The sequence below is a fragment of the Leifsonia sp. KNZ13-11D genome, from assembly GCF_056754895.1.
In genome coordinates this window covers 1,040,059-1,064,901 of the sequence record NZ_JBPGWU010000001.1, presented here as the reverse complement: position 1 = coordinate 1,064,901, position 24,843 = coordinate 1,040,059, and the positions used below count along the sequence as shown (strand labels likewise).

The 24,843-nt window shown below is 70.7% G+C and carries 25 protein-coding genes; 11 read left to right on the top strand and 14 right to left on the bottom strand.

The window, feature by feature from the left end; all coding sequences use genetic code 11:
• Positions 1-68 precede the first annotated feature (68 nt).
• Genes ACR9Y5_RS05380 through ACR9Y5_RS05370 form a run of 3 tightly spaced genes read right to left on the bottom strand, consistent with a single transcriptional unit; the run spans position 69 to position 3,166 of the window.
• Positions 69-965 (bottom strand): carbohydrate ABC transporter permease, encoded by an 897-nt coding sequence (locus ACR9Y5_RS05380; RefSeq protein ID WP_481296992.1) that lies wholly within the window; start codon positions 963-965, stop codon positions 69-71.
• The gene (locus tag ACR9Y5_RS05375; RefSeq protein WP_481296991.1) at positions 962-1,918 is read right to left on the bottom strand and encodes a carbohydrate ABC transporter permease; all 957 of its coding nucleotides are present in this window, start codon (positions 1,916-1,918) and stop codon (positions 962-964) included. The genes ACR9Y5_RS05380 and ACR9Y5_RS05375 overlap by 4 nt, the downstream gene beginning before the upstream one ends.
• A gap of 6 nt (positions 1,919-1,924) precedes the next feature.
• On the bottom strand, positions 1,925-3,166 hold the full coding sequence (locus ACR9Y5_RS05370) for an extracellular solute-binding protein (RefSeq protein ID WP_481296990.1): 1,242 nt from the start codon (positions 3,164-3,166) through the stop codon (positions 1,925-1,927).
• A gap of 352 nt (positions 3,167-3,518) precedes the next feature.
• Here ACR9Y5_RS05370 and ACR9Y5_RS05365 point away from each other — a divergent pair, with 352 nt between their 5' ends.
• From ACR9Y5_RS05365 to nagA (ACR9Y5_RS05340), 6 genes are read left to right on the top strand one after another with little or no spacing between them, the layout of a single operon-like run.
• Positions 3,519-4,400 carry an SIS domain-containing protein gene (locus tag ACR9Y5_RS05365; protein ID WP_481299522.1) on the top strand — a complete coding sequence of 294 codons (882 nt, stop codon included), beginning with the start codon at positions 3,519-3,521 and terminating at the stop codon, positions 4,398-4,400.
• Entirely contained in the window at positions 4,397-5,383 is a 987-nt protein-coding gene (locus ACR9Y5_RS05360; protein ID WP_481296989.1) for an ROK family protein, read from the top strand. The genes ACR9Y5_RS05365 and ACR9Y5_RS05360 overlap by 4 nt, the downstream gene beginning before the upstream one ends.
• Positions 5,380-6,291, top strand: coding sequence for a 1-phosphofructokinase family hexose kinase (locus ACR9Y5_RS05355; RefSeq protein ID WP_481296988.1), 912 nt, complete (start codon positions 5,380-5,382; stop codon positions 6,289-6,291). Before ACR9Y5_RS05360 ends, ACR9Y5_RS05355 begins: the two co-directional genes overlap by 4 nt.
• A gap of 32 nt (positions 6,292-6,323) precedes the next feature.
• Positions 6,324-7,199 carry a class II fructose-bisphosphate aldolase gene (locus ACR9Y5_RS05350; RefSeq protein WP_481296987.1) on the top strand — a complete coding sequence of 292 codons (876 nt, stop codon included), beginning with the start codon at positions 6,324-6,326 and terminating at the stop codon, positions 7,197-7,199.
• Complete coding sequence (locus ACR9Y5_RS05345; RefSeq protein WP_481296986.1) at positions 7,196-7,981, top strand: DeoR/GlpR family DNA-binding transcription regulator; 786 nt, start codon at positions 7,196-7,198, stop codon at positions 7,979-7,981. Before ACR9Y5_RS05350 ends, ACR9Y5_RS05345 begins: the two co-directional genes overlap by 4 nt.
• Complete coding sequence (gene nagA, locus ACR9Y5_RS05340) at positions 7,978-9,132, top strand: N-acetylglucosamine-6-phosphate deacetylase (RefSeq protein ID WP_481296985.1); 1,155 nt, start codon at positions 7,978-7,980, stop codon at positions 9,130-9,132. Before ACR9Y5_RS05345 ends, nagA (ACR9Y5_RS05340) begins: the two co-directional genes overlap by 4 nt.
• Before the next feature lie 108 nt (positions 9,133-9,240).
• On the opposite strand, the gene ACR9Y5_RS05335 is transcribed toward nagA (ACR9Y5_RS05340), so the two are convergent.
• From ACR9Y5_RS05335 to ACR9Y5_RS05315, 5 genes are all read right to left on the bottom strand, one after another.
• Positions 9,241-10,449: an MFS transporter gene (locus ACR9Y5_RS05335; protein ID WP_481296984.1), complete on the bottom strand. Its 1,209-nt coding sequence runs from the start codon at positions 10,447-10,449 to the stop codon at positions 9,241-9,243.
• Between the two features lie 145 nt (positions 10,450-10,594).
• Positions 10,595-11,152, bottom strand: a complete 558-nt coding sequence (locus ACR9Y5_RS05330; protein ID WP_481296983.1) for a cysteine hydrolase family protein — start codon at positions 11,150-11,152, stop codon at positions 10,595-10,597.
• Entirely contained in the window at positions 11,149-12,615 is a 1,467-nt protein-coding gene (locus tag ACR9Y5_RS05325; protein ID WP_481296982.1) for a purine-cytosine permease family protein, read from the bottom strand. Before ACR9Y5_RS05325 ends, ACR9Y5_RS05330 begins: the two co-directional genes overlap by 4 nt.
• Positions 12,616-12,731: 116 nt before the next feature.
• Positions 12,732-12,896, bottom strand: a complete 165-nt coding sequence (locus tag ACR9Y5_RS05320) for an LPXTG cell wall anchor domain-containing protein (RefSeq protein WP_481296981.1) — start codon at positions 12,894-12,896, stop codon at positions 12,732-12,734.
• Positions 12,897-12,934: 38 nt separating this feature from the next.
• On the bottom strand, positions 12,935-13,522 hold the full coding sequence (locus ACR9Y5_RS05315) for an exosortase/archaeosortase family protein (RefSeq protein WP_481296980.1): 588 nt from the start codon (positions 13,520-13,522) through the stop codon (positions 12,935-12,937).
• A gap of 213 nt (positions 13,523-13,735) precedes the next feature.
• Between ACR9Y5_RS05315 and ACR9Y5_RS05310 the strand changes: the two genes are divergently transcribed.
• Genes ACR9Y5_RS05310 through nagA (ACR9Y5_RS05290) form a run of 5 tightly spaced genes read left to right on the top strand, consistent with a single transcriptional unit; the run spans position 13,736 to position 18,235 of the window.
• Positions 13,736-15,088: a glycosyltransferase family 2 protein gene (locus tag ACR9Y5_RS05310; RefSeq protein WP_481296979.1), complete on the top strand. Its 1,353-nt coding sequence runs from the start codon at positions 13,736-13,738 to the stop codon at positions 15,086-15,088.
• A 32-nt stretch (positions 15,089-15,120) separates the two neighbouring features.
• Positions 15,121-15,783 (top strand): hypothetical protein, encoded by a 663-nt coding sequence (locus ACR9Y5_RS05305; protein ID WP_481296978.1) that lies wholly within the window; start codon positions 15,121-15,123, stop codon positions 15,781-15,783.
• Between the two features lie 45 nt (positions 15,784-15,828).
• On the top strand, positions 15,829-16,692 hold the full coding sequence (gene purU, locus ACR9Y5_RS05300) for a formyltetrahydrofolate deformylase (RefSeq protein ID WP_481296977.1): 864 nt from the start codon (positions 15,829-15,831) through the stop codon (positions 16,690-16,692).
• Positions 16,693-16,715: 23 nt separating this feature from the next.
• Complete coding sequence (locus tag ACR9Y5_RS05295; RefSeq protein ID WP_481296976.1) at positions 16,716-17,078, top strand: YrdB family protein; 363 nt, start codon at positions 16,716-16,718, stop codon at positions 17,076-17,078.
• Entirely contained in the window at positions 17,075-18,235 is a 1,161-nt protein-coding gene (gene nagA / locus ACR9Y5_RS05290; protein WP_481296975.1) for an N-acetylglucosamine-6-phosphate deacetylase, read from the top strand. Before ACR9Y5_RS05295 ends, nagA (ACR9Y5_RS05290) begins: the two co-directional genes overlap by 4 nt.
• A gap of 22 nt (positions 18,236-18,257) precedes the next feature.
• Here nagA (ACR9Y5_RS05290) and nagB read toward each other — a convergent pair whose 3' ends face one another.
• The 6 genes from nagB to ACR9Y5_RS05260 all read right to left on the bottom strand — a co-directional run bounded on the left by nagB (position 18,258) and on the right by ACR9Y5_RS05260 (position 24,842).
• Positions 18,258-19,043 (bottom strand): glucosamine-6-phosphate deaminase, encoded by a 786-nt coding sequence (nagB, locus tag ACR9Y5_RS05285; RefSeq protein ID WP_481296974.1) that lies wholly within the window; start codon positions 19,041-19,043, stop codon positions 18,258-18,260.
• A complete protein-coding gene (locus tag ACR9Y5_RS05280; RefSeq protein ID WP_481296973.1) occupies positions 19,043-19,939 on the bottom strand; it encodes an ROK family protein in 897 nt (298 codons plus the stop codon). Before ACR9Y5_RS05280 ends, nagB begins: the two co-directional genes overlap by 1 nt.
• The gene (locus ACR9Y5_RS05275; protein WP_481296972.1) at positions 19,936-21,549 is read right to left on the bottom strand and encodes a glycoside hydrolase family 3 protein; all 1,614 of its coding nucleotides are present in this window, start codon (positions 21,547-21,549) and stop codon (positions 19,936-19,938) included. The genes ACR9Y5_RS05280 and ACR9Y5_RS05275 overlap by 4 nt, the downstream gene beginning before the upstream one ends.
• A complete protein-coding gene (locus tag ACR9Y5_RS05270) occupies positions 21,546-22,445 on the bottom strand; it encodes a carbohydrate ABC transporter permease (protein WP_481296971.1) in 900 nt (299 codons plus the stop codon). Before ACR9Y5_RS05270 ends, ACR9Y5_RS05275 begins: the two co-directional genes overlap by 4 nt.
• Positions 22,442-23,398 (bottom strand): carbohydrate ABC transporter permease, encoded by a 957-nt coding sequence (locus ACR9Y5_RS05265; RefSeq protein WP_481296970.1) that lies wholly within the window; start codon positions 23,396-23,398, stop codon positions 22,442-22,444. Before ACR9Y5_RS05265 ends, ACR9Y5_RS05270 begins: the two co-directional genes overlap by 4 nt.
• 97 nt (positions 23,399-23,495) lie before the next feature.
• Positions 23,496-24,842: an extracellular solute-binding protein gene (locus ACR9Y5_RS05260; RefSeq protein WP_481296969.1), complete on the bottom strand. Its 1,347-nt coding sequence runs from the start codon at positions 24,840-24,842 to the stop codon at positions 23,496-23,498.
• Position 24,843 lies beyond the last annotated feature (1 nt).

The window sequence follows — 24,843 nt, the reverse complement described above, 5'->3', positions numbered from 1 at the left end:
CCCTGCAGATTTCGCCTCTTGGATGGTACCCGCCACCGCCGACCCCGGGGACGGGTTGACTCCGGCCGCTACTTGACGCTGCCGGCCGTGAGCCCTCCCACCAGGCGCTTCTCGATGAGCATGAACAGGATGACGACCGGGATGACGGCCACCACCGACACCGCGAAGACGTACTGCCAGGCGGCGTCGTACTGGCCCACGAACTTCGTGAGCGCCACGGAGAGCGGCTGGTTGGCGTCCGTCGACAGGATCACCAGGCTCGCCGCGAACTCGTTCCAGGAGGCGACGAAGGTGTAGATGATCGCCGTCACGATGCCCGGCCACACGAGCGGCAGCTGCACCCGGAAGAGCACAGTCCACTTGCCCGCGCCGTCGAGCTGCGCGGCCTCGTCGACCTCCTTCGGCACGCCGGAGAAGAAGCTGTGCATGATCCAGATCGCGAACGCGAGGTTGAAGGCGGCGTTCACCAGGATCATCGCCAGCCACGTGTCGTTGATCCCGAGCGCCACCATCTCCTTGAACAGGCCGGTCGCGAGCACGGTCGGCTGGAGCATCTGCGTCACGATCACGAGGAACAGGAAGATCCCGCGACCCGGGAACCGGAACCGCGCGGTGTAGTACGCCGCCGGAACGCAGACCACGAGCACCAGCGCCGTCGCGAACACCGCGATCACGACGGTCGAGATCAGGTTGTAGGGCAGCGGCGTCTCGGGGGTCGACCACATCGTGAGGTAGTTCTCGGGATGCCACTGCTCGGGCAGGTAGGTCGGCGGGACGGCCAGGATGTTGTTCCGGCTCTTGAAGGAGCCGACCAGCATGATCAGGTACGGCGCGATGAAGACGAGCGCGATGACGGTGCCGGCGATCATCTTGACGACGGTGCGCCAGGATGCACGGGACCCGCCCGCACGGCGGCGGCGGGGCGTCGGTGCTCCGGCGAGCGCGACGGGGGCCGGTGCGGTCACGAGACCTCCTTCATCGGCTTGACGATCCACAGGTAGAGGCCCACCACGACCAGCACGATCAGGAAGTTGATCACGCTGAGGGCGCTGGACAGGTCGATCCGCTGCTCGTTCTGCAGCAGCTTGAACACGTACGTGGTCGTCGTGTCGGCCTTGTAACCGGGGATGGACCCGGTCATCAGCTTCAGGATGGGCAGCGAGTTGAAGACGTTGATGATGTTGATCAGCGTGGCCAGCGCGATGGCGTTGCGCAGGTTGGGCAGTGTGACGCTGAAGTAGGAGCGCAGGGCGCTCGCCCCATCCACCTTCGCGGCCTCGAGCATGTCGCCCGGGATGCCGGCGAGCCCGGCCAGGATCGTGTACGTCGTGAACGGCAGCGAGACGAACACCGCGATGCCGATGGACGAGATGAACGCGGGGAGCGGCTCTTTGGTGAACCCGAAGGGCTCCGCGATCACGTGGATGTCGACGAGGAACTTGTTGATGATCCCGTAGTAGGGGTCCAGGCCGTACACGAACACCGTCGTGGTCATCACGACGCTCGCCGCCCACGGCACGATGATCGCCATCCGCACCCAGCGGCGGCCGGGGAAGTTCTTGTCGAGGAACTGGGCGAGGGCCAGCGAGATCACCACGGTGATGACGACGACCGACACCACCCAGACCAGGGAGTTGAGCAGGATGCCGGGGAGCTCCGGCCGCGAGAGCACCGTGACGTAGTTCTGCAGGCCGACCGATCCGTGGTCCACGCCGGCGATGGAGATCTTCCGGGTGGAGTTGTAGATCATGTAGCCGGCCGGGAACAGCACGACGCCGAAGATCAGGATGAGGGCGGGAAGCGTCCACGGCACGGCGCGCCAGAGGTCCGCTGCTCCGGCCGGGGGCTTGGGGGACGCCCCGCGGCGGGGACGGCCGGTGGCCGCCCCCGCGCGGGTCGCTTCAGCAGTGCTGGCCATCCGGGTCTACTGGCCGTCGGCCTTCGCCTGGATGGACTTCAGCAGGTCTTCGGGCTTGGCGCCCTGACCCAGCTGGCCGATCTGGCTCTGGATCGCGCCCTGCGCGGCCGACCAGTTCGGGTTGGTGGACGGGTAGAACTTCGCGTTCGGCAGCAGGTCGAGGAACGGCTTGATGGTCTCGTCGGACCCCATCGCGTCCGCTCCGGACTTGGTGGTCGGCAGGAAGCCCTCCGCCTGGACCCACTTCGTGTAGACGTCCTTCGAGTAGAAGTAGTCGAGGAACTTCTTGATCGACGCCGTCTTGTCGGTCTTGTTCTTGAACGCCATCAGGTGGTCCGCGACACCCAGCGTGAACGGCGAGCCGTCCTTCGTCGGGATCGGCGCGATGCCGTACTGCAGCGAGGGGTTCTTGTCCTTGAGCTGCCCGACTGTCGGCGGGAGGCCGACCTGCATGCCGAGCTGGCCCTGGATGAAGACGTTGAGCAGCGGCGTCCGGTTGGTCGAGCCGGGGTTCGGCTCGGTGTAGCCCTGGTCGATGATCTTCTGCATCTCCGTCGCGCCCTCGACGTTCTCGGGGCTGTCGATGGTCAGCTTCTTCGCGTCGCCGTAGCCGCCGCCTGCTCCGTAGAACCAGATCGCGGTCTCGGCCTGCGCCTCCTCGCTGCCGAGCGGCATGCCGTACGGGGTGACGCCGGCGGCCTTCAGCTTGGCGGCGTCCTCTTCGAACTCGGCCCACGTCTTGGGCGGGGCCGAGATGCCGGCCTTGGAGAAGTCGTCCTTGTTGTAGAACAGCGCACGGGCCGACGCGATGAACGGGAGGCCGTACTGCGTGCCGTCGATGCTGGCGTTCTTCTTGAAGGCGTCCTGGAAGTCGTTCAGCGTGGACGCCGAGACGATGTCCTTCGCCGGGTAGAGCAGGTCGTCGGCGGCGAAGCCGGCGAACGCGTCGATGTTCAGGATGTCGGGCTGCTTCTGCGCCTGGATGCGCGTCTTGATGACGTTGTTGATGTCGGTCCAGGACTCGACGTCGAGGTTGACCGTGATGCCGCTGTTCTTGGCCTCGAAGTCCTTGATGATCTGCTGCCACTCGGCCTTGGTGTTGTCCGAGTAGCTCGCCACCATCAGGTCGAGCGATTGCGCGCCGCCGGACGAGCCTCCGGACCCGCCGCTGAAGCCGCACGAGGCGAGCGTCATGGTGGCGACCGCCGCGGTTGCGACCGCCGCTCCCCACCGCAGTGACTTCTTCATTGACTTCCTCACTTCTCGAAGGGAAAACACGAACCGTCACTGCCGATGGTGCCTGCGCGACGATGCGTAGCTGTTTGATGCTTAGTGATTTGTTTCTGCTCGAAACAAGCACTTGCACTCAATGGATGATCGAAATCATGTCGTGTCGGCTCGCTCCCGTCAAGAACCAGCCGGCAGATCGTTACACGGCGTTTACACCGGAGCCCATATCCCGGCTCATAGCCTACGGAAACGATTGAACATGCTCACTGGACAGGACGTTCGATCATCAGCGATCATTGTGACCAGTACATCGAGCAGACGAATCCGACAGGAGCGATCAGTGACGCACGCATCCACCGCAGGAGCCCATATGGAGGCCGAGCTGCGCTCACAGCCCGAGACCTGGGCCACTGCCGCCGGGCTCCGCGAGGAGCAGTCCCTGCTCCCCGCGCCGGGCGAGCGCATCGCCGTCGTCGGCTGCGGGACGTCCTGGTTCATGGCGCAGGCGTACGCGGCGCTCCGCGAGCGCGCCGGGCACGGCGTGACGGATGCCTTCGCCGCCTCCGAAGCGCCGGTGCTCGACCGCGGATACGACGCGATCGTGGCGATCACCCGCTCGGGCACGACGACCGAGGTGCTCGAACTGCTCGACGCGCTGCGCACCTCCGAGAGCCCCGCGCGCACCGTCGGCATCGTCGGCGACCCGGAGACTCCGCTGGTCGACCTCGTCGACACCGCCGTGCGCCTGCCGTTCGCGGACGAGCAGTCGGTCGTGCAGACCCGGTTCGCGACCACCGCCCTGGCGCTCGTGCGCGCATCCCTCGGCGAGGACCTCGCCCCCGCCATCGACCAGGCCGCCGCCGCCATCGAGGAGGAGCTGGACGACGAACTCGTCGCCGCGGAGCAGTACTCGTTCCTTGGCGCGGGCTGGACGATCGGCCTGGCCCACGAGGCCGCGCTCAAGATGCGCGAGGCCTCGCAGTCGTGGACCGAGTCGTATCCCGCCAAGGAGTACCGCCACGGCCCCATCGCGATCGCCGCCCCCGGCCGCGTCACGTGGATGCTGGGTGAGGCGCCGGCCGGGCTCGCCGACGACCTGCGGGTCACCGGAGCCCGCTTCGAGGACCGCCGCATCGACGGGATGGCCGACCTGGTGCGCGCCCAGAGGGTGGCGCTGGCCCGTGCCCGTCGTGCCGGTCTCGATCCCGACAGCCCCCGCAACCTCACACGATCGGTCATCCTGTCCTCGTGACCGCCGACGCCCTCGCCCCGCAGGCACCGACCGCCGCCCCGCTCGGGAGCGGCGCGCCGGTGCTGGCGTTCGATGTCGGAGGGACCGACACCAAGGCGGCGCTGGTGGATGCCGACGGCCGCCTGGTGCGCGTGCTGCGCATCCCCACCCCGCACGCCGGGGAGGCCACTGGTGACGCCGTCGTCGACGCGATCGCCGGTCTCGCCGAGCGTTTCGCCGCCGAGCACCCCGACGTCGTGCCGGAGGCCGCCGGCCTCCTCGTCCCCGGTCACGTGGACGACACCGCCGGCGTGGGGGTGTTCGCCGAGAATCTGGGCTGGCACGACTTCCCGTTCCGCGACCGCGCCGAGCAGGCCCTCGGTGTGCCCGTCTCGTTCAGCCACGACGTGCGCGGCGCCGGCGAGGCGGAGCACCGGTTGGGCGCCGCGGCGCCGTACCGCGACGTCGTCGTAATGGCGATCGGCACGGGGATCGCCGGAGCCGTCTTCGTCGACGGTCACCTCCATATCGGCGGGGGCATGGCCGGCGAGATGGGCCACTCGCGCGTCGCCGACGGCCCGGTCTGCGCCTGCGGCGGCATCGGCTGCCTCGAGGCGGTCGCGTCGGCCGCGGCGATCGCGCGGCGGTACAACGCGGAGGCCGGGGCCGACGTGCCCGGGGCGCGCGAGGTGCTCGAGCGCGCGGAGCACGGGGATGCGGTGGCCCAGCGGGTCTGGGAGTCGGCCCTGGACGCCCTCGCGCTGGACCTGTCCCACACCGTCGCCCTGCTGGCGCCGGAGGCCATCGTGATCGGCGGCGGACTGGCGCAGGCCGGCGCTGCCCTGTTCGAGCCGCTCGTCGCGAAGCTCGACGGCATCCTCACCTTCCATCGCCGGCCCGTGCTGCTGCCGGCGAGCATCGGCGAGAACGCGGGCGTCATCGGCGCGGCCCTGCGGGCGCGCGACCTGCTCGTGGCGGCGCCGGCCCCGGAGCCGGCCTCGTGATCCTGACCGTCACGCCGAATCCGGCCCTCGACCTCACCTACCGGCTCCGTGCGCTGGTGCCCGGCGAGACCCACCGCGCCGCGCCGCCGGCCGTGCGCGCGGGCGGCAAGGGCCTCAACGTGGCGCGCGTGATCGCGCAGACCGGTGGCGCCGCGTTCGCACTGACGACCGCGGGCGGCGCGCCGGGCGTGCGCCTCGCCGACGAGCTGGAGGCGTCGCAACTGCCGTCCGAGCTGGTGCCCGTCGCGTCGCCCACCCGGACGAGCATCGCGCTGGTGGACGAGTCCGCCGGAGAGACGACGGTCGTCAACGAGACCGGCGGCGCGCTCAGCGCCGCCGAGTGGACCGCCCTGCGGGACGCGACACGGCGGCTGGCCGTCCCGGCCAGCGCGATCGTCGGCTCCGGCAGCCTGCCGCCCGGCGCGCCCGACGATGTCTACGCCGACCTGGTCGCCGTCGCCGCGGACCGCGGAGTGCCGAGCGTCATCGACGCGATCGGCCGTGCGCTGATCCTGGCCGCCGAGGCCGGCGCCGATGTCGTGAAGCCCAACCGGCGCGAACTCGCCGAGACCACCGGCGACGACGACCCGGTGGCCGGTGCGCGCATCCTTCTCGACGCCGGCGCCCGGCTCGTCCTCGTCTCCCTCGGCGCCGACGGGATGCTCGCCGTGCCGCGCGCGGGAGCGCCGCTGCACGCGCGCCTCCCCCAGCCGCTCGCCGGCAACGCCACCGGAGCCGGCGACGCCGCCGTCGCCGCGGTGGCGACCCTGCTCGCTTCCGGGACGGACGACCCCGAGCGGCTGCTGCGCCGCGCGACCGCCTGGTCGGCCGCCGCCGTGCTCGCCCCGCTCGCCGGAGAGCTGCATCCCACCTACCCGGAGTTCGAGGCGCGCCTCGTGACCGGCTGACCGCCTCCCCCGCCCACCGTCCTGGAGCCGCCATGCCCCTCGTCCCCACCGCCGACCTGCTGCACGCAGCGATCGCGCGCCGCACCGGACTCGCGGCGTTCAACGTCGTGCTGCTGGAGACCGCCGAGGCGCTCGTCGACGCCGCCGAGGAGACCGGGCTGCCCGTCGTCCTGCAGATCTCGCAGAACTGCGTCGCCTACCACGGCGCCCTGGAGCCGATCGCGGAGGCGACCCTCGCCCTGGCGCACCGGTCGAGCGCGCACGTCGCCGTGCACCTCGACCACGCGGAGGACGAGCAGCTCGCCCGCCGCGCGGTCGACCTGGGCTTCGGCTCGGTGATGTTCGACGGCTCCGCTCTCGACTACGAGCACAACGTCGCCGCGACCGTGGGCGTCGTCGAGTACGCTCACGCGCACGACGTGCTGGTGGAGGCCGAGCTCGGCGAGATCGGCGGGAAGGACGGCGCACACGCCCCCGGCGTGCGCACCGACCCGGACGAGGCCCGCCGGTTCGTCGCGGAGACCGGTGTCGACGCCCTCGCGGTGGCGGTCGGGAGCTCGCACGCGATGACGGAACGCACGGCGGCGCTCGACCTCGTGCTCATCGATCGCCTGCGACACGCCGTACCCGTTCCGCTGGTGCTGCACGGCTCCAGCGGGGTGGCGGATGAGACGATCGAGCAGGCGATCCGCTCAGGGATCACCAAGGTCAACGTCTCCACCCATCTCAACCGGTTCTTCACCGATGCGATCCGGTCGCACTTCGGCGCGCATCCCGAGACGGTGGACCCGCGCAAGTATGTGCGGGAGGGACGGGCCGCGGTGACCGCCGAGGCGGCACGCCTGATGACCCTGTTCGACGTCAGCGGCGCGGGCGGGACCGGCGGAACGGAGACGGTGCACCGATGAACAGAGCGGAACGGCTGAACGCCGTGCTCGACCTGCTGGCCCAGGCCGGCCAGGTGGAGGTCGACGATATCGTCGCCAAGCTGGACGTCTCGGCGGCCACGGCACGCCGCGACCTGGACGCGCTGGCGTCGCAGCAGCTGCTCACCCGCACGCGCGGCGGGGCGATCGGGCAGTCGGTGGCCTACGACCTGCCGATCCGCTACAAGCGCGAGCAGCACGCCCCCGAGAAGCTGCGGATCGCGCAGGCGGCGAGCGCGCTGGTGCCGCGCGGTGCCGTCGTCGGGCTGTGCGGCGGCACGACCAGCACAGCCGTCGCGACCGTGCTGGGCTCGCGGCCCGACCTCATGGAGCCCTCGCCGCATCCCAGCCTCACCGTCGTCACCAACGCGATCAACATCGCGGCGCAGCTTGTCATGCGACCGCAGATCAAGACCGTCGTGACCGGCGGCGTGGTGCACGCCCGCTCGTACGAGCTCGTCGGACCCTACAGCGACGTGGTACTCGAGAAGATCACTATGGACATCGCCTTCATCGGCGTGAACGGCATCGACCCGCTGGTCGGCGCGACGGTGCACGACGAGGGCGAGGCGAGCGTCAACTCCCTGATGGCGCGCCGCGCCACGCGGGCCGTCGTGGTGGCCGACTCCTCGAAGATCGGGCGCAAGGCGTTCGCCACCCTCGGCGGCCCGAAGCTGCTGACCACCCTGATCACCGACGACGGCATCACCGACGAGCAGCGGGCCGCGTTCGTCGAGCAGGGCTTCGAGGTGATCGTCGCGTGAGCGGCGACCACCTCATCCACTCGGCGAGGCTGGTCGACGGCGGAACGGTCGTCGACGACGGCTGGGTGCGGTTCGCAGGCGGCACGATCGCCGCGACAGGGACCGGTGCATCCTGGCGCGAGGAGCCTGCGACAGCGACGGCGACGGATGCCGCGGGCGCGTGGCTCACGCCGGGTTTCGTCGACATCCACGTGCACGGCGGAGGCGGCGCGAGCTTCGACGACGGCGGCGAGCACATCGCGCGGGCGCTCGCCCTGCACCGCCGCCACGGGACCACCCGCTCGGTCATCTCACTGGTCACCGCTCCGGTCGCCGACCTGGCCGTGCGGCTGCGCGAGGTGGCGGCGCTGACCGCGGCCGACCCGCGCATCCTCGGCGCGCACCTGGAGGGCCCGTTCCTCGACGTCGGGCACAAGGGCGCGCACGACCCCGCGCTGCTGCGCCCGGCGACCGCCGCCGACATCGACACCCTGCTCGAGGCGGCGGGCGGCGCCCTGCGGCAGATCACGCTGGCGCCCGAGCTTCCCGGAGGGATGGACGCGCTCCGCGCGTTCGCGGCGGCGGGCGTCGCCGTCGCGGTCGGCCACACGGACGCCGGCTACGACCGGACGCTCGCGGCCTTCGACGCCGGCGCGCGCATCCTCACCCACGCCTTCAACGCGATGCCGGGCCTCCACCACCGTGCGCCCGGACCGGTCGGCGCCGCCGCACGCACGCCGGGCGTCACGCTCGAGATCGTGAACGACGGCGTCCACGTGCATCCCGAGATCGTCCGGATGGCGTTCGCGAGCGCGCCCGGCCGGATGGCGCTCGTCACCGACGCCATGGCCGCCGCCTGCTCCGACGACGGCGACTACCTGCTCGGGTCGCTGCAGGTCGAGGTGCGCGACGGGATCGCCCGGCTCGCGGGCGGCGGATCCATCGCCGGGTCGACGCTCACCCTCGACGACGCGCTGCGGCGCGCGGTGCAGGAGGTGGGCATCCCCCTTGTGGATGCCGTGCGCGCCGTCAGCGAGACGCCCGCCGCGGCGATCGGGCGCGGGCACGACCTCGGACGGCTCCGCGCCGGCTACGCCGCCGACGCCGTGCTGCTCGACGCCGACCTGCACGTGCGCCAGGTCTGGTCGGCCGGCGACCCCGTCCTCCCCTGACGCGCTTCCCCTTACTTCCCGGGCATCGAGGGGTCGCAACATGCCGTTATCCGTGGCGCGTAACGGCGTGTTGCGACCCCTCGATGGCCGGGCCGGGGGCGGCGCGCGCTACGCGCGCGACAGGCGCGGGACGAGCAGGACCAGCACGATGGACACGACCAGCAGCCCGACGTAGCACCACGGCAGCACCATCAGCCCGCCGAGGTCGAAGATCAGCGCCCCGACCAGGGCGCCGCCGCCGATGCCGATGTTGAACGAGGTCGTGTACAGCGCGCTCGCGGTGTCGCGGAACGCGGGCGACGACGTGTGCAGCATCCGGGTCTGCAGCAGCGGCGGCAGCGCGCCGAACGCCAGGCCCCAGAGCAGGAAGGCGATCAGTGCGGCGACGATCTGTCCCGCCACCAGCGCCAGACCGGCCACCGACACGCCGGTCACCGCGAGCGCCAGCACGAGACCGAGCTGCGGGCGCGGCCCCAGCACGGAGCCCGCGAGCAGCAGGCCGCCCGCTCCGGCGATCCCGTAGAGGAACAGCAGCGCGCCCACGTTCCCGGAGGGGACGCCCATCGGACCGGTCAGGAACGGCACGACGAACGTGTAGAACGCGTAATGGCCCACCATGGTCACGGCGGCGATCGCGCAGACCATGATCACGGCGGGGACCGTGCGGTCGCGCGGCCGCGGCGCCGTCCGGTCGCGACGGGGGCGGCGGTCGCCGTCCGACTCGCGCTCCACCGCCGGCAGCAGCCTCCAGATCACCAGCGCGCCCACCATCATCAGGGCGGCGAGGATGGCGAACGACAGCCGCCAGCCGAACAGGTGACCCGCGAACGTCCCGAGCGGGACGCCCAGGACGAATGCCAGCGTCCCGCCGCCGAGGGTGATCGAGACGGCGCGGCCGATCCGGTCCTTCGGCACCAGGTGGCCGGCGTAGGCTCCGACGATCGACCAGAACATCCCGTGCGCGACCCCGCCGAGGATGCGCGACCCGACGACGAAGCCGTAGTCGGGGGCGATCGCGGTGAGCGCGTTCGAGACGCCCAGCACGACCAGGATGCCGATCAGCAGACCATGCCGCGGCCAGCGCCGTGTCAGCGCGGTCAGCGGGGCGCTCGTGACCACGACCGTGAACGCGAACACGGTCACGAGGAGCCCCACCTGCGCCTCGCTCACCCCGAGGGAGGCGCTCATGTCCGGGAGCAGCCCGGTCGGGATCATCTCGCTGGTGACGGAGAGGAAGGTGGCCGCGGCGAGGGCGATCAGCCCCACCCACGGGAATTTCGGCGCGGTGCGCGCCGGAGTCGTCGAAGTGGCAGTCATACGGATCTGTCCAACGTGGCGTTCCCCGGCCATCCGCCGCGATGCGCGGGCCACGGTCCGTTGCGGTACCGGGAGGGATGGCGGGTCGACTACGCGCCGATGTGCGCGCCCAGGGCCGCGCGGGAACCGCCGACCAGGGACGATTCTACCGGAGGCCGTCCAGGATGCGACTGCTGTCCGAGATCTCGATCAGCGGCGCGTACAGCGCCATGGCATCCAGTGCCCGCCGGTGATCGGCGTCGGACAGCCCGGCGCACGCGTCCGCGGCGACCCGGATGCGGACACCCGCGTCGGCAGCGCCGAGAGCCGTGCTGAGCACGCAGCAGTCGGTGGAGACGCCGGCGAGCACCACATCCCGAGAGCCGCGCAGCGCCGCACTCAGGTCGGCGCCCCACTTGCCGAACGTGGTCTCGGTGACCACCGCGTGCCCGGTGTCGCGGAACGCGAGCACCAGGTCGTAGATCGGGTCGTCGTCCGGCACGAGGGAGAACGGCCACTGCTCGTAGTAGGGCACCCACGCGCCCTCGGGCCGCTCCGGCGCCACGAAGCGGGTGAAGACCACGCGGTCGGCGAACGCCGGCACCATCCCGGCGATGACCGCCTCCGCCTCCGAGAACCGCGGAGTGAACCATGGACTGGCGGGGTCGCCGAACACCTGCTGCATGTCGACGACGACGAGGGTCGGTCCGGCGGTGTCGGTCACCGCTCCTCCTGGCGGCGCACGGCGGCCCGCGAGAACAGCAGCGTGCCGAGGTAGCCGATCACCAGCGCCACCAGCACGCCCAGGTTCGCGTACGCCCAGTCGCCCTTCGCGCCGCCGATCGGGCCGAGCAGGTAGCCCTGCCACGCCAGCCACGACGCGGAGCCGTTCGTCACCAGGCCCCACCCGATGGCGGTCCCGATGACGATGAGCGCGATCGGGAGCCAGCGGACCGCACCGTAGCGGCCGCGCCGGTCGTAGAGGTCCGCCTCCGCGTAGTCGCGGCGGCGCAGCTGGATGTCGGCGACGAAGATGCCGCACCAGGCGGCGATCGGCACTCCGAGGGTGATCAGGAAGCCCTGGAACGGGCCGAGGAAGTCGGTCGCGAAGAAGACGACGTAGATGGCGCCCGCGGTCATGATGACGCCGTCGATGCCGGCCGCGACGTACCGCGGCACGCGGACGCCGACGCTGAGGAGCGCCAGCCCCGACGAGTAGATGTCGAGCACCGCGCCGCCGACGAGCCCCAGCACGGCGACGATCACGAACGGCACCAGGAACCAGGTCGGCAGCAGGGAGGCGAGCGCGCCGATCGGGTCTGCGGCGATGGCCTCGCTCAGCTTCGACGAAGACCCGGCGAGCAGGATGCCGAAGATCAGCAGGATGACCGGGGCGAGCGACGAGCCGAAGGTCGTCCATCCCACCACTCCGCCGCTGCGTGCGCTGCGCGGCAGGTAGCGGGAGTAATCGGCGGCCGCGTTGACCCAGCCCAGGCCGAACCCGGTGAGCATGAACACGAACCCGCCGATGACGTGCGGCGCATCGCCGGCAGGGAGCGCCGCGACGGCGCCGACGTCGATGTGGTTCAGGACCAGCAGGATGTAGACCACGGTGAGCACGCCGGTCACGATGGTGATGACCATCTGCATCCGCATGATCAGGTGGAAACCGACCACGCCGCCGATGATCACCAGCGCGACGACGACGATCAGGGCGACCAGCTTGGTCACCCAGCCGCCCTCCCAGCCGAGCTGCTGGAACACGGTCGCGGTGGCGAGCGCCGCCAGCGACACGAGCACCGTCTCCCAGCCGACCGTGAGCAGCCAGGAGAGGAACGACGGGACGCGGTTGCCCTCCACGCCGAACACGGCTCGGCTGAGCACCATGGTGGGCGCGGACCCGCGCTTGCCGGCCAGCGCGATGACGCCGCACAGCAGGAAGGAAGCCACGATGCCGATCACGCCGACGATCGTCGCCTGCCAGAACGAGATCCCGAACCCGAGCAGGAACGACCCGTAGCTCAGGCCGAAGACGGAGACGTTCGCGCCGAACCACGGCCAGAACAGGTCGCGGGGGCGTCCGTGCCGCTCGTCCTCGTGGATGGTGTTGAGCCCGTTGAGCTCGACGTCGAAGGCGGATGCCGCGCCCGTACGGGTGTCGGGCGCATCCTCACCGGTGCTGGTCATGCACCGATCGTGGTGCACGCGCGGCCGCCCGTCAACAACGAAGCCCTCCGGCCGAGCCACGACGTGTGCGTGACCCGGCCGGAGGGCGGTGCCGTCCGAGACGGCCGGCCGTCGGTTCAGCGCGTTGCAGCAGCGCGCCGGACGAGCCGGTCGCGCAGGAAGAGCGCGCCGCCGATGGCGAATGCGATCGCGGCGATGGTGATGCCGAGGGTGGTGTTCGCGCCGGTCGAGGCGAGGACGCCTCCGGCAGCGATAGGGGGGATGCTCGATCCGGCGTACATGGTGATTCCTTTCGTTGGGTGCGGTGGGGAGGAGAGGCTCAGTGGCGGCCGCGACGGCGGCGCTTGGTGCTCACGATGCGAAGCATCACGATGAGGGTGAGCACGCCGCCGATCAGGGCGAAGACGCTGCCGAGGACGAGGTGGGTCCACTCGTAGCCGACCATCCCGAAGTGCACGGTCGCGGACGCGATCATCGCGAGGCGGATGCCGTTGATGACGCACATCAGCGTCACTCCGAGGATCGCGCTGAGCGCCCAGCGCCTCCACGGGATCCCTTTGGGCAGGATGACCAGCAGAGCGGAGAGCACGAGGACCGGCACGAGCAGGACGACGGTGGTGCACTCGACGGTGATGCGCAGGCCGAGCCAGCCGTCCGGGCCGAGGACGAGGAACATGTCACGGGTCGCCGTCGTCCTGCCGCCCGCGAACGGGCTGAAGACAGCGGCCATCACGAGTGCCTCGACATGCCTGACCTGCTCCTGCACGACGATCAGGAGGGTCGCGACGGCGAGGAGAGCCGCGCCCGTCAGCAGGCGGGGTATCCGCCGGAGCCGCCGTCGAGGGCGCGAGCGGCCGGAGCGCGGCCGGAGTCGAACTGCGGACTGCGCATGCTCGATCGTGGTCATGGGAACTCCTGTCGGGTATCGGGGCGTCATCCGGGGGCAGTGGATGGTTCACCTGTAGGGACGACCATGGGCGGCCGATCCTGACGCAGATCGAAGAAATACATGGATTCGCGTAATGGCCCGCGACGCAACCACGTCTCTAGAGGTGACAGAGCCCACGCGGACCGCGGACGCTCTCCCCGAGTCACGGCCTACGAACCGGACGGACGCCCCATGCTCTCCATCTTCCAGTCGATCTCCTTCGTTCTCACGATCATCTTCCTGACGTACGTCGCGTTCATCCTGGTCCCCTACCTGCGGCGCAAGCCGAAGCCCGCCGGTGACCACACCGCCTTCGAGTGGCACGTCTTCGTCCCCTGCCGGGACGAGGCCTCGGTGATCGGCGACACCATCGACCGCACCCGCGAGCTCTTCCCGACGATGCACGTGTGGGTGGTGGACGACGACAGCGACGACGACACGTCGGCGATCGTGGCGGGGCGCGCCGCCGGGGACCCGATGGTCCACCTCGTGCAGCGCCGGCGCCCGAACGCGCGGGCCGGCAAAGGGGCGGCACTCAACGCAGCCTACGCCGCACTCAACGCCTGGCTTCCCGCATCCACCGACCGCGCGTCGGTGATCGTCGCGGTCGTCGACGGGGACGGGGAGCTCGCCCCCACCGCCCTCGGCGCCGTCTCCACCCGCGAGGTGTTCGCGAACCCCAAGGTCGGTGCGGCCCAGCTCGCCGTACGGATGAAGAACCGCGACGACCGCCACCCGTTGCCCGGTCGCAGCAAGCCCGCGAACCTGTTCGGCCGGTGGCTGCTCCGGATGCAGGACGTCGAGTTCCGCACGACCATCCTCGCCATGCAGGCGCTCCGCGCGCACACCGGGACGGTCGGCATGGGCGGCAACGGCCAGTTCACCCGGCTGTCCGTGCTCGACGCGATCAACACGGAGTACGGCGCCCCGTGGCACGGCTCCCTCCTCGAGGACTACGAGCTCGGGCTGCACGTGATCTTCGCCGGATACGAGAACCGCCAGGTGCACGACTCGTACGTCTCGCAGGAGGCGCTGCCGAGCCTGCCCCGGCTGGTGACGCAGCGCACGCGCTGGGCGCAAGGCGTCATCCAGTGCATCAAGTACCTGCCGCGCGTCCTCGGCTCGGCCAACTTCACGGCGGTGGGTGCGCTCGAGGCGGTGTACTTCATGGTCCTCCCGTACATCCAGGTGCTCGGCATGACGTTGTTCGGCATCCTGCTCGGAACCCAGGCGTACGGCGTGATCACCGATCCCGTCGTCCGCGAAGCCTGGGCGGGGAGCCTCTGGGGCATCGTCCTGATCACGATCTTCTTCGGGATCGGCCCCTTCTTCATCTGGGGCATCATCTACAAGCTCCGCTGCGAGCCGACGACCACCTGGGCGGCCGCCGTCGGCATCGGATTCAGCAACTGGATCTTCCAGCTCTACGTCATCGCGTCGATCGGCAAGGCCTTCTACCGCGTCATCCGCGGCAAGAACGGATGGGCGAAGACGCGGCGCAACGCCGACCAGCCGGCCGGCGGCACGATCGCCATCGAGAACTGACAACGACACTGAGAAAGGGCACGGCCACTCGCATGTTCACGAAATCCCCCCAGCGCACCGCTTCGAACGGCCGCCTCACCGTCGCGGGCCTCGCGGCGACCTGGGCCGGTTCCACTGCCCTCATCGATGCCGCCGTGGTCGTCACCGCGGGCTGGATCCTCTGGATGACCGGCGGAAGCACCGTCATCGACGGCACCACGTTCGGCCAGGTCGGCTGCATCCTCGTCATCGTGTGCTGGACGACGCTCCGACGCCTCTTCGCCGGCCGGATCGAGGCGCTCGGCGGCGGAATCGCGCCGCTGGCGTCCATCGTCGTCCAGGGCATCCAACTGCTCGCGCTCGCCGGCCTCAGCACGGCCTGGGCGATGTCGAACGTGTACTACCTCGGCTGGCTCGCACTGCTCGCGGCCATCGTCGTGATCATCGACTCCCTCTTCCGGCTCATGCTCGCTGTGGCCGCACCGAACCCGGGCGCCCGGGTCCGTCGCCGGGCGGAGCGCGGACGCAGCGCCGGCGGGGCGGCCGCCGGGCTGGCGTGCGGCATCGCCGTCCTGCTGGTCACCGCGGATGTCCACCAGTGGCGCGCCGACCTGGTCAACGGGCTGATCCTGCTCGTCGGCGCAGGGGTTCTGATCGGGCGCATCGTCGGGGCGATCCTGATCCGGCGGAGCGCGATGCAGGACGTCCCCGCCTGACGGCGCCCGCGCGGCGACGTCTCCGCGCCCCGCTACCCTGATCTGGTGACCGACTCCACCGCCTCCAACCACTGGGTGCTCACCTTCAGCTGCGCTGACCGTCCCGGCATCGTGCACGCGGTCAGCGGCGCGATCGTCGCCGCCCGCGGCAACATCACCGAGAGCCAGCAGTTCGCGAGCACCGACACCGGCCGGTTCTTCATGCGGCTGCAGGTGGAGTCGGAGGCCGGGCGCGACGAGTTCGAGCAGGCGCTCGCTCCCGTCGTCGAGCGGTTCGGGATGACGCACCGCGTCGACAACGTCGGGCGGCCGCTGCGGACGCTCGTGCTCGTCTCGAAGGCGGCGCACTGTCTCAACGACCTCCTGTTCCGCCAGCGGGCCGGCCAGCTGCCGGTCGAGATCCCCCTGGTGCTGTCCAACCACGACACGCTGAGCGACCTCGCCGGGTTCTACGGGGTGCCGTTCGAGGCGCAGGCGGTGCACGATGCGGCGTCGAAGGCGGCGTTCGAGGCGCGCATCCTGGAGGCGGTCGAGGAGCACGACATCGAGCTGGTCGTGCTCGCCCGGTACATGCAGATCCTGTCGCCGGAGCTGTGCGAGCGTCTCGCCGGCCGCGCGATCAACATCCACCACTCCTTCCTCCCCGGCTTCAAGGGGGCGAACCCGTACCGCCAGGCGCACGCCCGCGGGGTGAAGCTGATCGGCGCCACCGCGCACTTCGTCACCAGCGACCTCGATGAGGGGCCGATCATCGAGCAGAACGTCGTGCGGGTCGACCATACCCAGTCGGTGCAGGAGCTCGTGGCGATCGGGCAGGACGAGGAGAGCCGCACGCTGACACAGGCCGTGAAGTGGTTCGCGGAGGATCGCGTACTGCTCGACGGCGCCCGCACCATCATCTTCCGCTGACCGCCCGCGGCTACACTGGTCCGGTGACTTCCGCCCCCGATCAGCCGGCTTCCTTCAAGCTGGGCGTCAACGACGTCGTGCGCTTCCTGCTCGAACTGTTCGCGATCGTCTCGCTGGCCATCTGGGGCTTCGTCGTGTGGCCGCTGCCGTGGAACATCATGGTCGGCATCGGCGCGCCCGTCGTCGCGATCCTGCTGTGGGCGCTGTTCCGCTCGCCCCGCGCCGTGCTGCACGTCGACGCGTTCGTGAAGGCGATCGTCGAGGTCGTCGTGATGGCCTCGGCCGCGTTCGCGTGGTGGGATCTCGGCCAGCCGGTGGTCGCGATCGTCTTCGCGGTCGTCGCGACCGTGAGCGGGGTCATCAACGGCCGGCGCGAGTTCGCATGAGCCGCCTCGTCGTCCACAGCGCCCGCAAAGTGGATGCGGACGGGCTGGTCGATGACTTCTGGCTCGTCGCCGACGGCGCGCGCATCACCGCGACCGGAACCGGGATCGGCTGGCGTGAGGCGGCCTCCGACTCCGGGCAGGCGCTGGTCGTCGACGCCGGCGGCCACTGGCTCACCCCGGGGTTCCTCGACCTGCACTGCCACGGCGGCGGAGGGCACCCGTACGACGACGGCATCGACGACCTGCGCGCTGCGCTGGCGACGCACCGCGCTCACGGCACCACCCGCTCCCTCATCTCGCACGTCGCGAATCCGCTGCCGGCGCTCCGCGAGACCCTCGCGATCGTCGCCGATCTCACCGCCTCCGACCCGCTGGTGCTCGGCTCGCACCTCGAAGGTCCGTTCCTCGCCGCCGAGCGGCGCGGCGCGCACGACGCGCGGTACCTGCTCGACCCGGAGCCGGAGGCCGTGGAGGAGCTGATCGGCGCCGCCCGCGGAACCCTGCGGACAGCGACCATCGCCCCCGAGCTGCCCAATGCGCTGGAGTCGATCGGCGTGCTGATCGAGGCCGGCGTCGTCGTCGGCGTTGGGCACACCACCGCGGACTACGCCCAGGCCGCCCGAGCGTTCGAGGTGGGCGCCCGCCTGCTGACCCACGCGTTCAACGCGATGCCCGGCATCCACCATCGTGCGCCCGGTCCCGTGATGGCGGCCATCGAGAACCGGGACGTGACGCTGGAACTCATCCTCGACGGGCTGCACGTGCATCCCTCGGTCGCCGGACTGCTGTTCCGGGAGGCGCCCGGCCGCGTCGCCCTCGTGACCGACGCCATGGCTGCCGCCGGTGCGACCGATGGGAACTACCACCTCGGCGGGCTCAACGTGACGGTGCACGACGGCCTCGCGGTGCTGTCCGGCACCGACACGATCGCCGGCTCGACGCTCACCCAGGACGTCGCCCTGCGCAACGCCGTCACCCGCGCCGGCGTCGACCCGGTGGCCGCGGTCACAGCTCTCACGCGCACCCCGGCGCACGTGCTGGGCGAGGAGCACCGGCTCGGCCGGCTGCACACGGGTTACGTCGCGGACGCGGTGCTGCTCGACCACGACTGGCGCGTGCGCACGGTCGTCGCCGACGGCGCCGTCCTCGTGCGCTGACACGAGGCGGCGGCCGCCGCCGCTACAGCGTCTGCCAGGACGGCTTGTTCGCGTAGGCGTAGCGGTAGTAGTCGACGTTGCGCAGGCGGGAGGCGGCGGCCTCGTCGACGAGCACGGTCACGTGCGGGTGCAGCTGGATGGCCGACCCGGGGTTGGACGCGGACACCGGCCCCTCCACCGCGCCCGCGAGCGCCTCCGCCTTGCCCTCGCCGAACGCGAGCAGCATCAGGTGCCGCGCCTTCAGGATGGTCGAGAGGCCCTGCGTGATGCAGTGCATCGGGACGTCGTCCTCCGACGCGAAGAAGCGCGCGTTGTCCTTGCGGGTCTGCTCGGTCAGCGTCTTCACCCGGGTGATCGACGCGAACGACGAACCCGGCTCGTTGAAGCCGATGTGACCGTCCGTTCCGATGCCGAGCAGCTGCACATCCACCCCGCCGGACTCCGCGATGGCCCGCTCGTAGTCGGCGCCTGCGTGCTCGATGCCGTCGAGCGAGCCGTTCGGCACGTGGATGAGCGACGGCGTCAGGCCGAGCGGCTCGACCACCTCGCGGGTGATGACCGCCCGGTACGACTCGGGGTGGCCGGCGGGCAGGCCCACGTACTCGTCGAGCGCGTAACCGCGGACGTGGGACACATCCACGCCGCGGTCCCTGATGCCGCGCTCCAGCGCCCGGTAGACGGCGAGCGGGGTGGATCCGGTGGCCAGACCCAGCACCGTGTCGGGCTTGGCGGCGATGAGGTCCAAGATGCTGCGTGCGGCGAGGTCGCCCGCGGCATCCTGGTCGGGGACGACGACGATTTCTGCCATCAGTTCTCTCCTACGAGTGCCGCACCGAGCGCGGCGACGGGGCTACCTTCGGGAACGAGGCGCACCCTCCCGGGCAGGTCGAGCGACGCCAGGAACGGCGACGTGCGCTCCCAGTCGTGCAGCACCTCGTGGACCTCGCCGAGCAGGCGCTCCCCCAGGCGGCTCAGTCCGCCCCCGATCACCACGGTGGCGGGGTCGACGGTGAGCACGAGGACGCGCACCGCGGCGGCGATGCCCACCGCCAGCCTAGCGGCGATGACCTGCGCGGCGGGGTCGCCGTCTGCCGCGGCAGCGTACAGCGCGCGCACCGGGAACGGGTCGTCGGTCGGCCACTGCCGGGCGATACCGGAGCCGCTGGCGAGCGTCTCCAGGCAGCCGCGCTGGCCGCACGCGCACAGCGGGCCGCCCGGGTCGACGGGCAGGTGCCCGATCTCGCCGGCGATGCCGGTGCTGCCGCGCCACAGGCGTCCGTCGACGACGATGCCCGCGGCCATCCCGGTGCCCAGGTTGAGGAAGGCGACCGTCCCGGTGAGGCGGAGGAGATGCGAGGCGCCGAGCGCCGCCGCCTTGACATCGTTCTCGACGTGCACGCCGACGCCGAGGCGGCCGGCCAGCATCCCGCCGAGCTCCAAGCGGTCGAGCCCCAGGTTGACGGCGTGGGCGACGTGACCGGACGTGACGTCCACCATCCCGGGGATGCCGACCCCGATCGACTGGAACGCGCCGGGCGCGAGGCCGGTCAGTTCGCCGAGCCGCGACACCGCGGCGACGGCGGTCTCCACGACGGCCGCGTGCCCGAAGCCGGTGGGGAGCCGGACGCGTTCCGCGAGCGCGCCGGACTCGTCGACGGCGACAGCGTCCGTCTTGGTGCCGCCGATGTCGATCCCGAGTCTCACGACCCGCGTCCGAGCAGGCAGAGCAGGGCGCGCCCGACCAGGCGCGACGCGCCGAACGTGGCGATGTCGGCGTAGGCGCGGTCGTCGCTGGGCCAGCCCATGTCGACGACGAGCACCTCGTCGCGTTCGGCGCGGAGCCGGTCGATGGCGGCGCGTGCGAAGGCGTGCCGATGGTTGTCCTTGCCGATGACGAGCACCGGCGACTGCGCCGCCAGCACAAGGTCGGGATGGTCGCCCTCGGTGAAGAGCACCGCCGGGTTCGCGGCGAAGGCCGCCGCCTCCGGAGCCGCCGGGTCGGCCTCCACCACGGAGAACGGTCCCCACGGGGCGCTGCCCACGGCGATGTTCGCGACCGTGTCGATGCGCACGACGGAGAACCGTCCTCCGCCGTGCCGCCGCAGCCACGCCCGCGCGTACGGGCTCACGTCGAACGCGCGCTCCGCCGCCTCCGCATCCTCCCGCTCCTCCCGCTCCTCCCGCTCCTCCCGCTCGGCCTCCTCGGCCCCCTCCGTCGAGTCCGCGAAAAGTGCACGCGAAACCCCGTCGGAGCGTGCACTTTTCGTGGACTCGACGGAGGCGGAGGCGGCGAGAGCGACGGAGGCGGCGAGCGCGCGGACGCGGGCGGACGCGTCGGCGAGGCGCGACGGCGCGAGGCGCCCGGCGGCGAGGGCCGCGGCGATCGCGTCCTCGATCGCAGCGAGCTGCGCGTCGGTGTTCTCCGTCCCGATGCAGAGCAGGTCGCACCCGGCGGCGAGCGCCAGCACCGCCGCCTCCGGGATGCCCCGGTCGCCGCTGGCGCCATGCATGTCGAGGGCGTCGCTGACCACGACGCCGCCGAAGCCGAGCTCGCCGCGCAGCATCCCCTCGACGATCGCGCGGCTGAGGGTCGCGGGCAGGGCGGCGTCGAGCTGGGGCAGCAGGATGTGCGAGGTCATCACCGCGCGCGCTCCGGCGGCCACGACCGCCCGGAAGGGCACGAGCTCCCGTTCGCGCAGCTGCGCTGCCGAGAGGTCGACCACCGGCAGTTCGAGGTGCGAGTCCGTCCCGGTGTCGCCGTGGCCCGGGAAGTGCTTCGCCGCCACCGCGACGCCGGCCGATTGCAGACCGCGCGTCCAGGCGGCCCCGTGCTCGGCGACGACTTCGGGGTCCGAGCCGAAGCTGCGCACGCCGATCACCGGGTTGTCGGGGTTGGAGTTGATGTCGATGTCCGGCGCGAAGTCGAGGTTCACGCCCGCCCGGCGCAGCTCCTCGCCGACCCGGCGCGCGACCCGCTCGGTGTAGCCCGGGTCGCCCAGCCGGCCCAGGATCGCATTGCCGGGATAGGGCGAGCCGCTCTCGTAGTAGAGCCGCGTGACGTCGCCGCCCTCCTCGTCGATCGCGACGATCGCGTGCGGGTTGGCGGCGTAGACCGCGGACGTGAGGGCGCGCAGCTGCTCGGCCGACGCGATGTTCTGGCCGAACAGACACACCCCGCCCAAGCCGTCGCGCAGCCGTTCCGCCAGCCAGCCGGGCAGCGTCGTGCCGACGAAGCCCGGCAGCAGCGTCGCCGCGATGCTGCGGCGCAGGTCCGGGTCGGTCAGGGCGGTGTCGGCGACGGAGGCGCCGCTCACCCCTTGACCGCCCCGCTGACGAGGCCGCTGGTCATGCGGCCCTGCACGATCAGGAAGAAGATGATCACCGGCACCGCGACGAGCGTCGACGCCGCCATGACCTGGCCCCAGTCGGTCGCCCGCGAGGCGGACTGCTGCACGAAGCCGCGCAGCCACAGCGGCAGCGTCGCGCTGCTCGACTGCGGCAGGATGACGAGGGCCACCGTGAACTCGTTCCAGGCCTGCAGGAAGGCGTAGACGCCGGAGGCGACGAGGCCGGGCGCGAGCAGCGGGAAGGTGATCCGCAGGAACGCCTGCGTGCGGCTGAGACCATCCACCATCGCCGCCTCCTCCAGGTCGGCGGGGATGCCGGCGACGAAGCCGCGCAGCATCCAGATGGTGAACGGCACGACGGCGGCGATGTACAGGATGCTCACGCCGACGACCGTGTTCAGCAGGCCCAGCGTGCCCATCAGCTTGTACTGCGCGATGAACAGCCCCTCGGCGGGGAGCATCTGGATCAGCAGCACCGCCAGCACGAACGATCGGCGCCCGCGGAACCGGAAGCGGCTGATCGCCAGGGCGGCGAGGAACGCGAAGGCGAGGCAGCAGACGACGGTGATCAGCGCGACGGCGACGCTCATCCCGAGCGCCGGGAAGAACGTGCCGCCCTGCACGACGGCGGTGAAGTTGTCGAACGAGCCGCCGAACGGCAGCCAGGTCGGAGTGCTGTTCTGCAGGATGACATTCGGCAGCAGTGCCGAGTTCACCATCCAGTACACGGGGAAGACCCAGATCAGGGCCAGCACGATCCCGAGCGCACCCAGCAGCACGCGGGAGACGCGGATGCGGCGGCGGGAGCGCACGCGGCGCACGGGCGCTGCGGTCGCGGTGCGGGCGGTCGTCGAGGCTGTCACGATTCGTCCTCCTTCAGCAGGTGGCGCACGTAGAACCAGCTGAGGGCGACCGTCAGCACCAACACGAAGACGCTGACGGCGCTGGCCATCGCGAAGTCGCTCGAGCCGACGCCGAGCTGGTAGATGTAGGTGCCGAGCAGGTTGGTCTCGCTCGCGATCGAGCCCTTGTCCTGCAGCAGCTTGATCTGCGCGAAGACCCGCAGGTCCCAGATGATCTGCAGCAGCAGCACGATTCCGAGCACGGGCCGGATGATCGGCAGGATGATGTAGCGCAGCCGCTGCCCGCCGCGCGCGCCGTCCATCTGTGCGGCCTCCACGACCTCCGTCGAGACCTGCGTCAGCCCGGCGTAGATGGAGAAGGCGACGAACGGGACGCTCATCCACGTCACGATGACCATCGCCACGAAGAAGAACGACAGTGGATTCTGCAGCCAGTTGTGGTCCTGGAAGTCGAGGCCCCACGACGTCAGCACGTAGTTGACGACGCCGCGGCGCCAGTCGAACAGCCAGTTCCACACGGTCATCGCGGCGACGACCGGCATGGCCCAGGCGAGCAGCAGGGCGATCTGCAGGATGATGCGGACCACGCGGTTGACGGCGTTCATCAGCAGCGCCGTGCCGACACCGATCACGACCGTGACGGCCGCGGTCACCAGGCAGAAGGCGATCGAGCGGGCGACGACGACCCAGGTGTAGCCGTCCGAGAGCAGGGTGATGTAGTTCTCGAACCAGACGAAATCGGCGGGCTTGCCGAACTGCTGGGCCAGCCCGAAGTGCTGCAGGGACGTGATCAGCTGCCAGACCACCGGGTAGCCGAGAGCGACGAGCAGGATGACGATGGCCGGCAGCAGCAGCGTGTACGGCGTCAGCCTCCCCCGGCGACGGCGCGGGGCGTCCGGTGAGGGCGGGGGCGGCGCGGCGACGGCCATGCGGGTGTCCTCCGTTGCGGTCACGGGCGTCCTCCTTCCGGTGATGTTCAGAGTCTGAGGGCGGAGGCGAGGGCGCGGAAGGGGTGCCTCCGCGCCCTCGCCCCGGTGGGACGGATCGGCGTCAGCTCTTGACGTTGAGCAGCGCGTCGATCTTCTTGTCGTACTCCTGCGCCAGCGCCTTCAGGTCGGACGCGTCGCGGATCTTGGAGAAGAACTCCTCCATCACGTTGCCCGCCTCGACCGACGCCCATCCCGGAGCCGCCGGGGTGAGCTTGGAGTTGGACGCCGACTCGATGAGCGCCTTCGCGAACTGGTCGTCGCCGAGCGAGGACGTGTACTTCGCGTTGGCCGGGCCGAGGCCGTTCTTGCCGAGCATCTCCTGGTACTCCTTCGAGAAGATGATCTTCAGGAGCGTCTTCGACAGGCCGGGCTCCTTGGTCTTCGCCGAGATGCCGATGTTGGAGCCGCCGGCGAACACCGGTGCGGGCTTGCCGTCGTTGCCCGGCAGCACGTAGGTGCCGAAGGTGGCGTCGTTCCAGGTGCGGACCGGCTTGCCGTCCTTCTGCGACAGGTCGCCGATCGACCAGTGCGCCCATCCCGGGGCCATGATCGTCGCGGCGGCGAGCGAGGTGTCACCCGTCTTGTTGCCGTCCGCGTCGACCGTCTGGTCGGTGTCGTTCACGTAGATGTACTGGTTCGAGTCCTTGGCGTCGTTCGGCGCCTTGGATGCGTTCTTGTACAGGTCCTGGAGCTGCTGCAGGCCCTTCAGCGAGTCGGCCGACTCGAGGGTGGCCTTCCACGTGGAGCCGTCCTTCTTCGCGATGTCCCCGCCGTTGGCGAAGATCCACGAGATGCCGTCGCGCCAGTCCTGGCCGCCGAGGAAGAAGCCGGAGAAGTTGTCGATGTTCTTCGGGTTCTTGGCCGTGATGTCGGCCACGGTGGTGTTGAACTGGTCGAGGGTGGTCGGGACGCTGACGCCGGCCGCCTGGTAGACGTCCTTGCGGTAGAACATGTAGCGCGAGCCGAAGTAGTACGGCAGCGTGTAATTCTTGCCGTCGACCTTGCCGGCCTCGACGAACGACGGGAGAAGGTCGCTCCCGCCGAGGTCCTTGTACATGTCGGAGATGTCGAGGAACGCGCCGACGTTGGTGAAGGTCGGCGACTGCGTGTTGCCCATCTCGGTGACGTCGGGGGTGTTGTTGGCGTCGGGGAGCGCGGTGGTGAGCTTGGTGACGATGTCTCCCCAGTCCTGCTGCTCGATCTTGAGGGTCGCGCCGGTCTCCTTTGCGAACTCTGTCTTCAGGTAGTTGCGCAGGGCGTCCGGGGTGTCCGAGCCGACGAGCCAGAGGGTGATCGTCTTGCCCTTGCCGTCGGTGCTGGCTCCGGTGGAGCCTCCCGACGCGCATCCGGCGAGCACGAGAGCGGAAGCTGTGGCCACAGCGGCGAGGCCGACGAGCTTTCTCTTCATA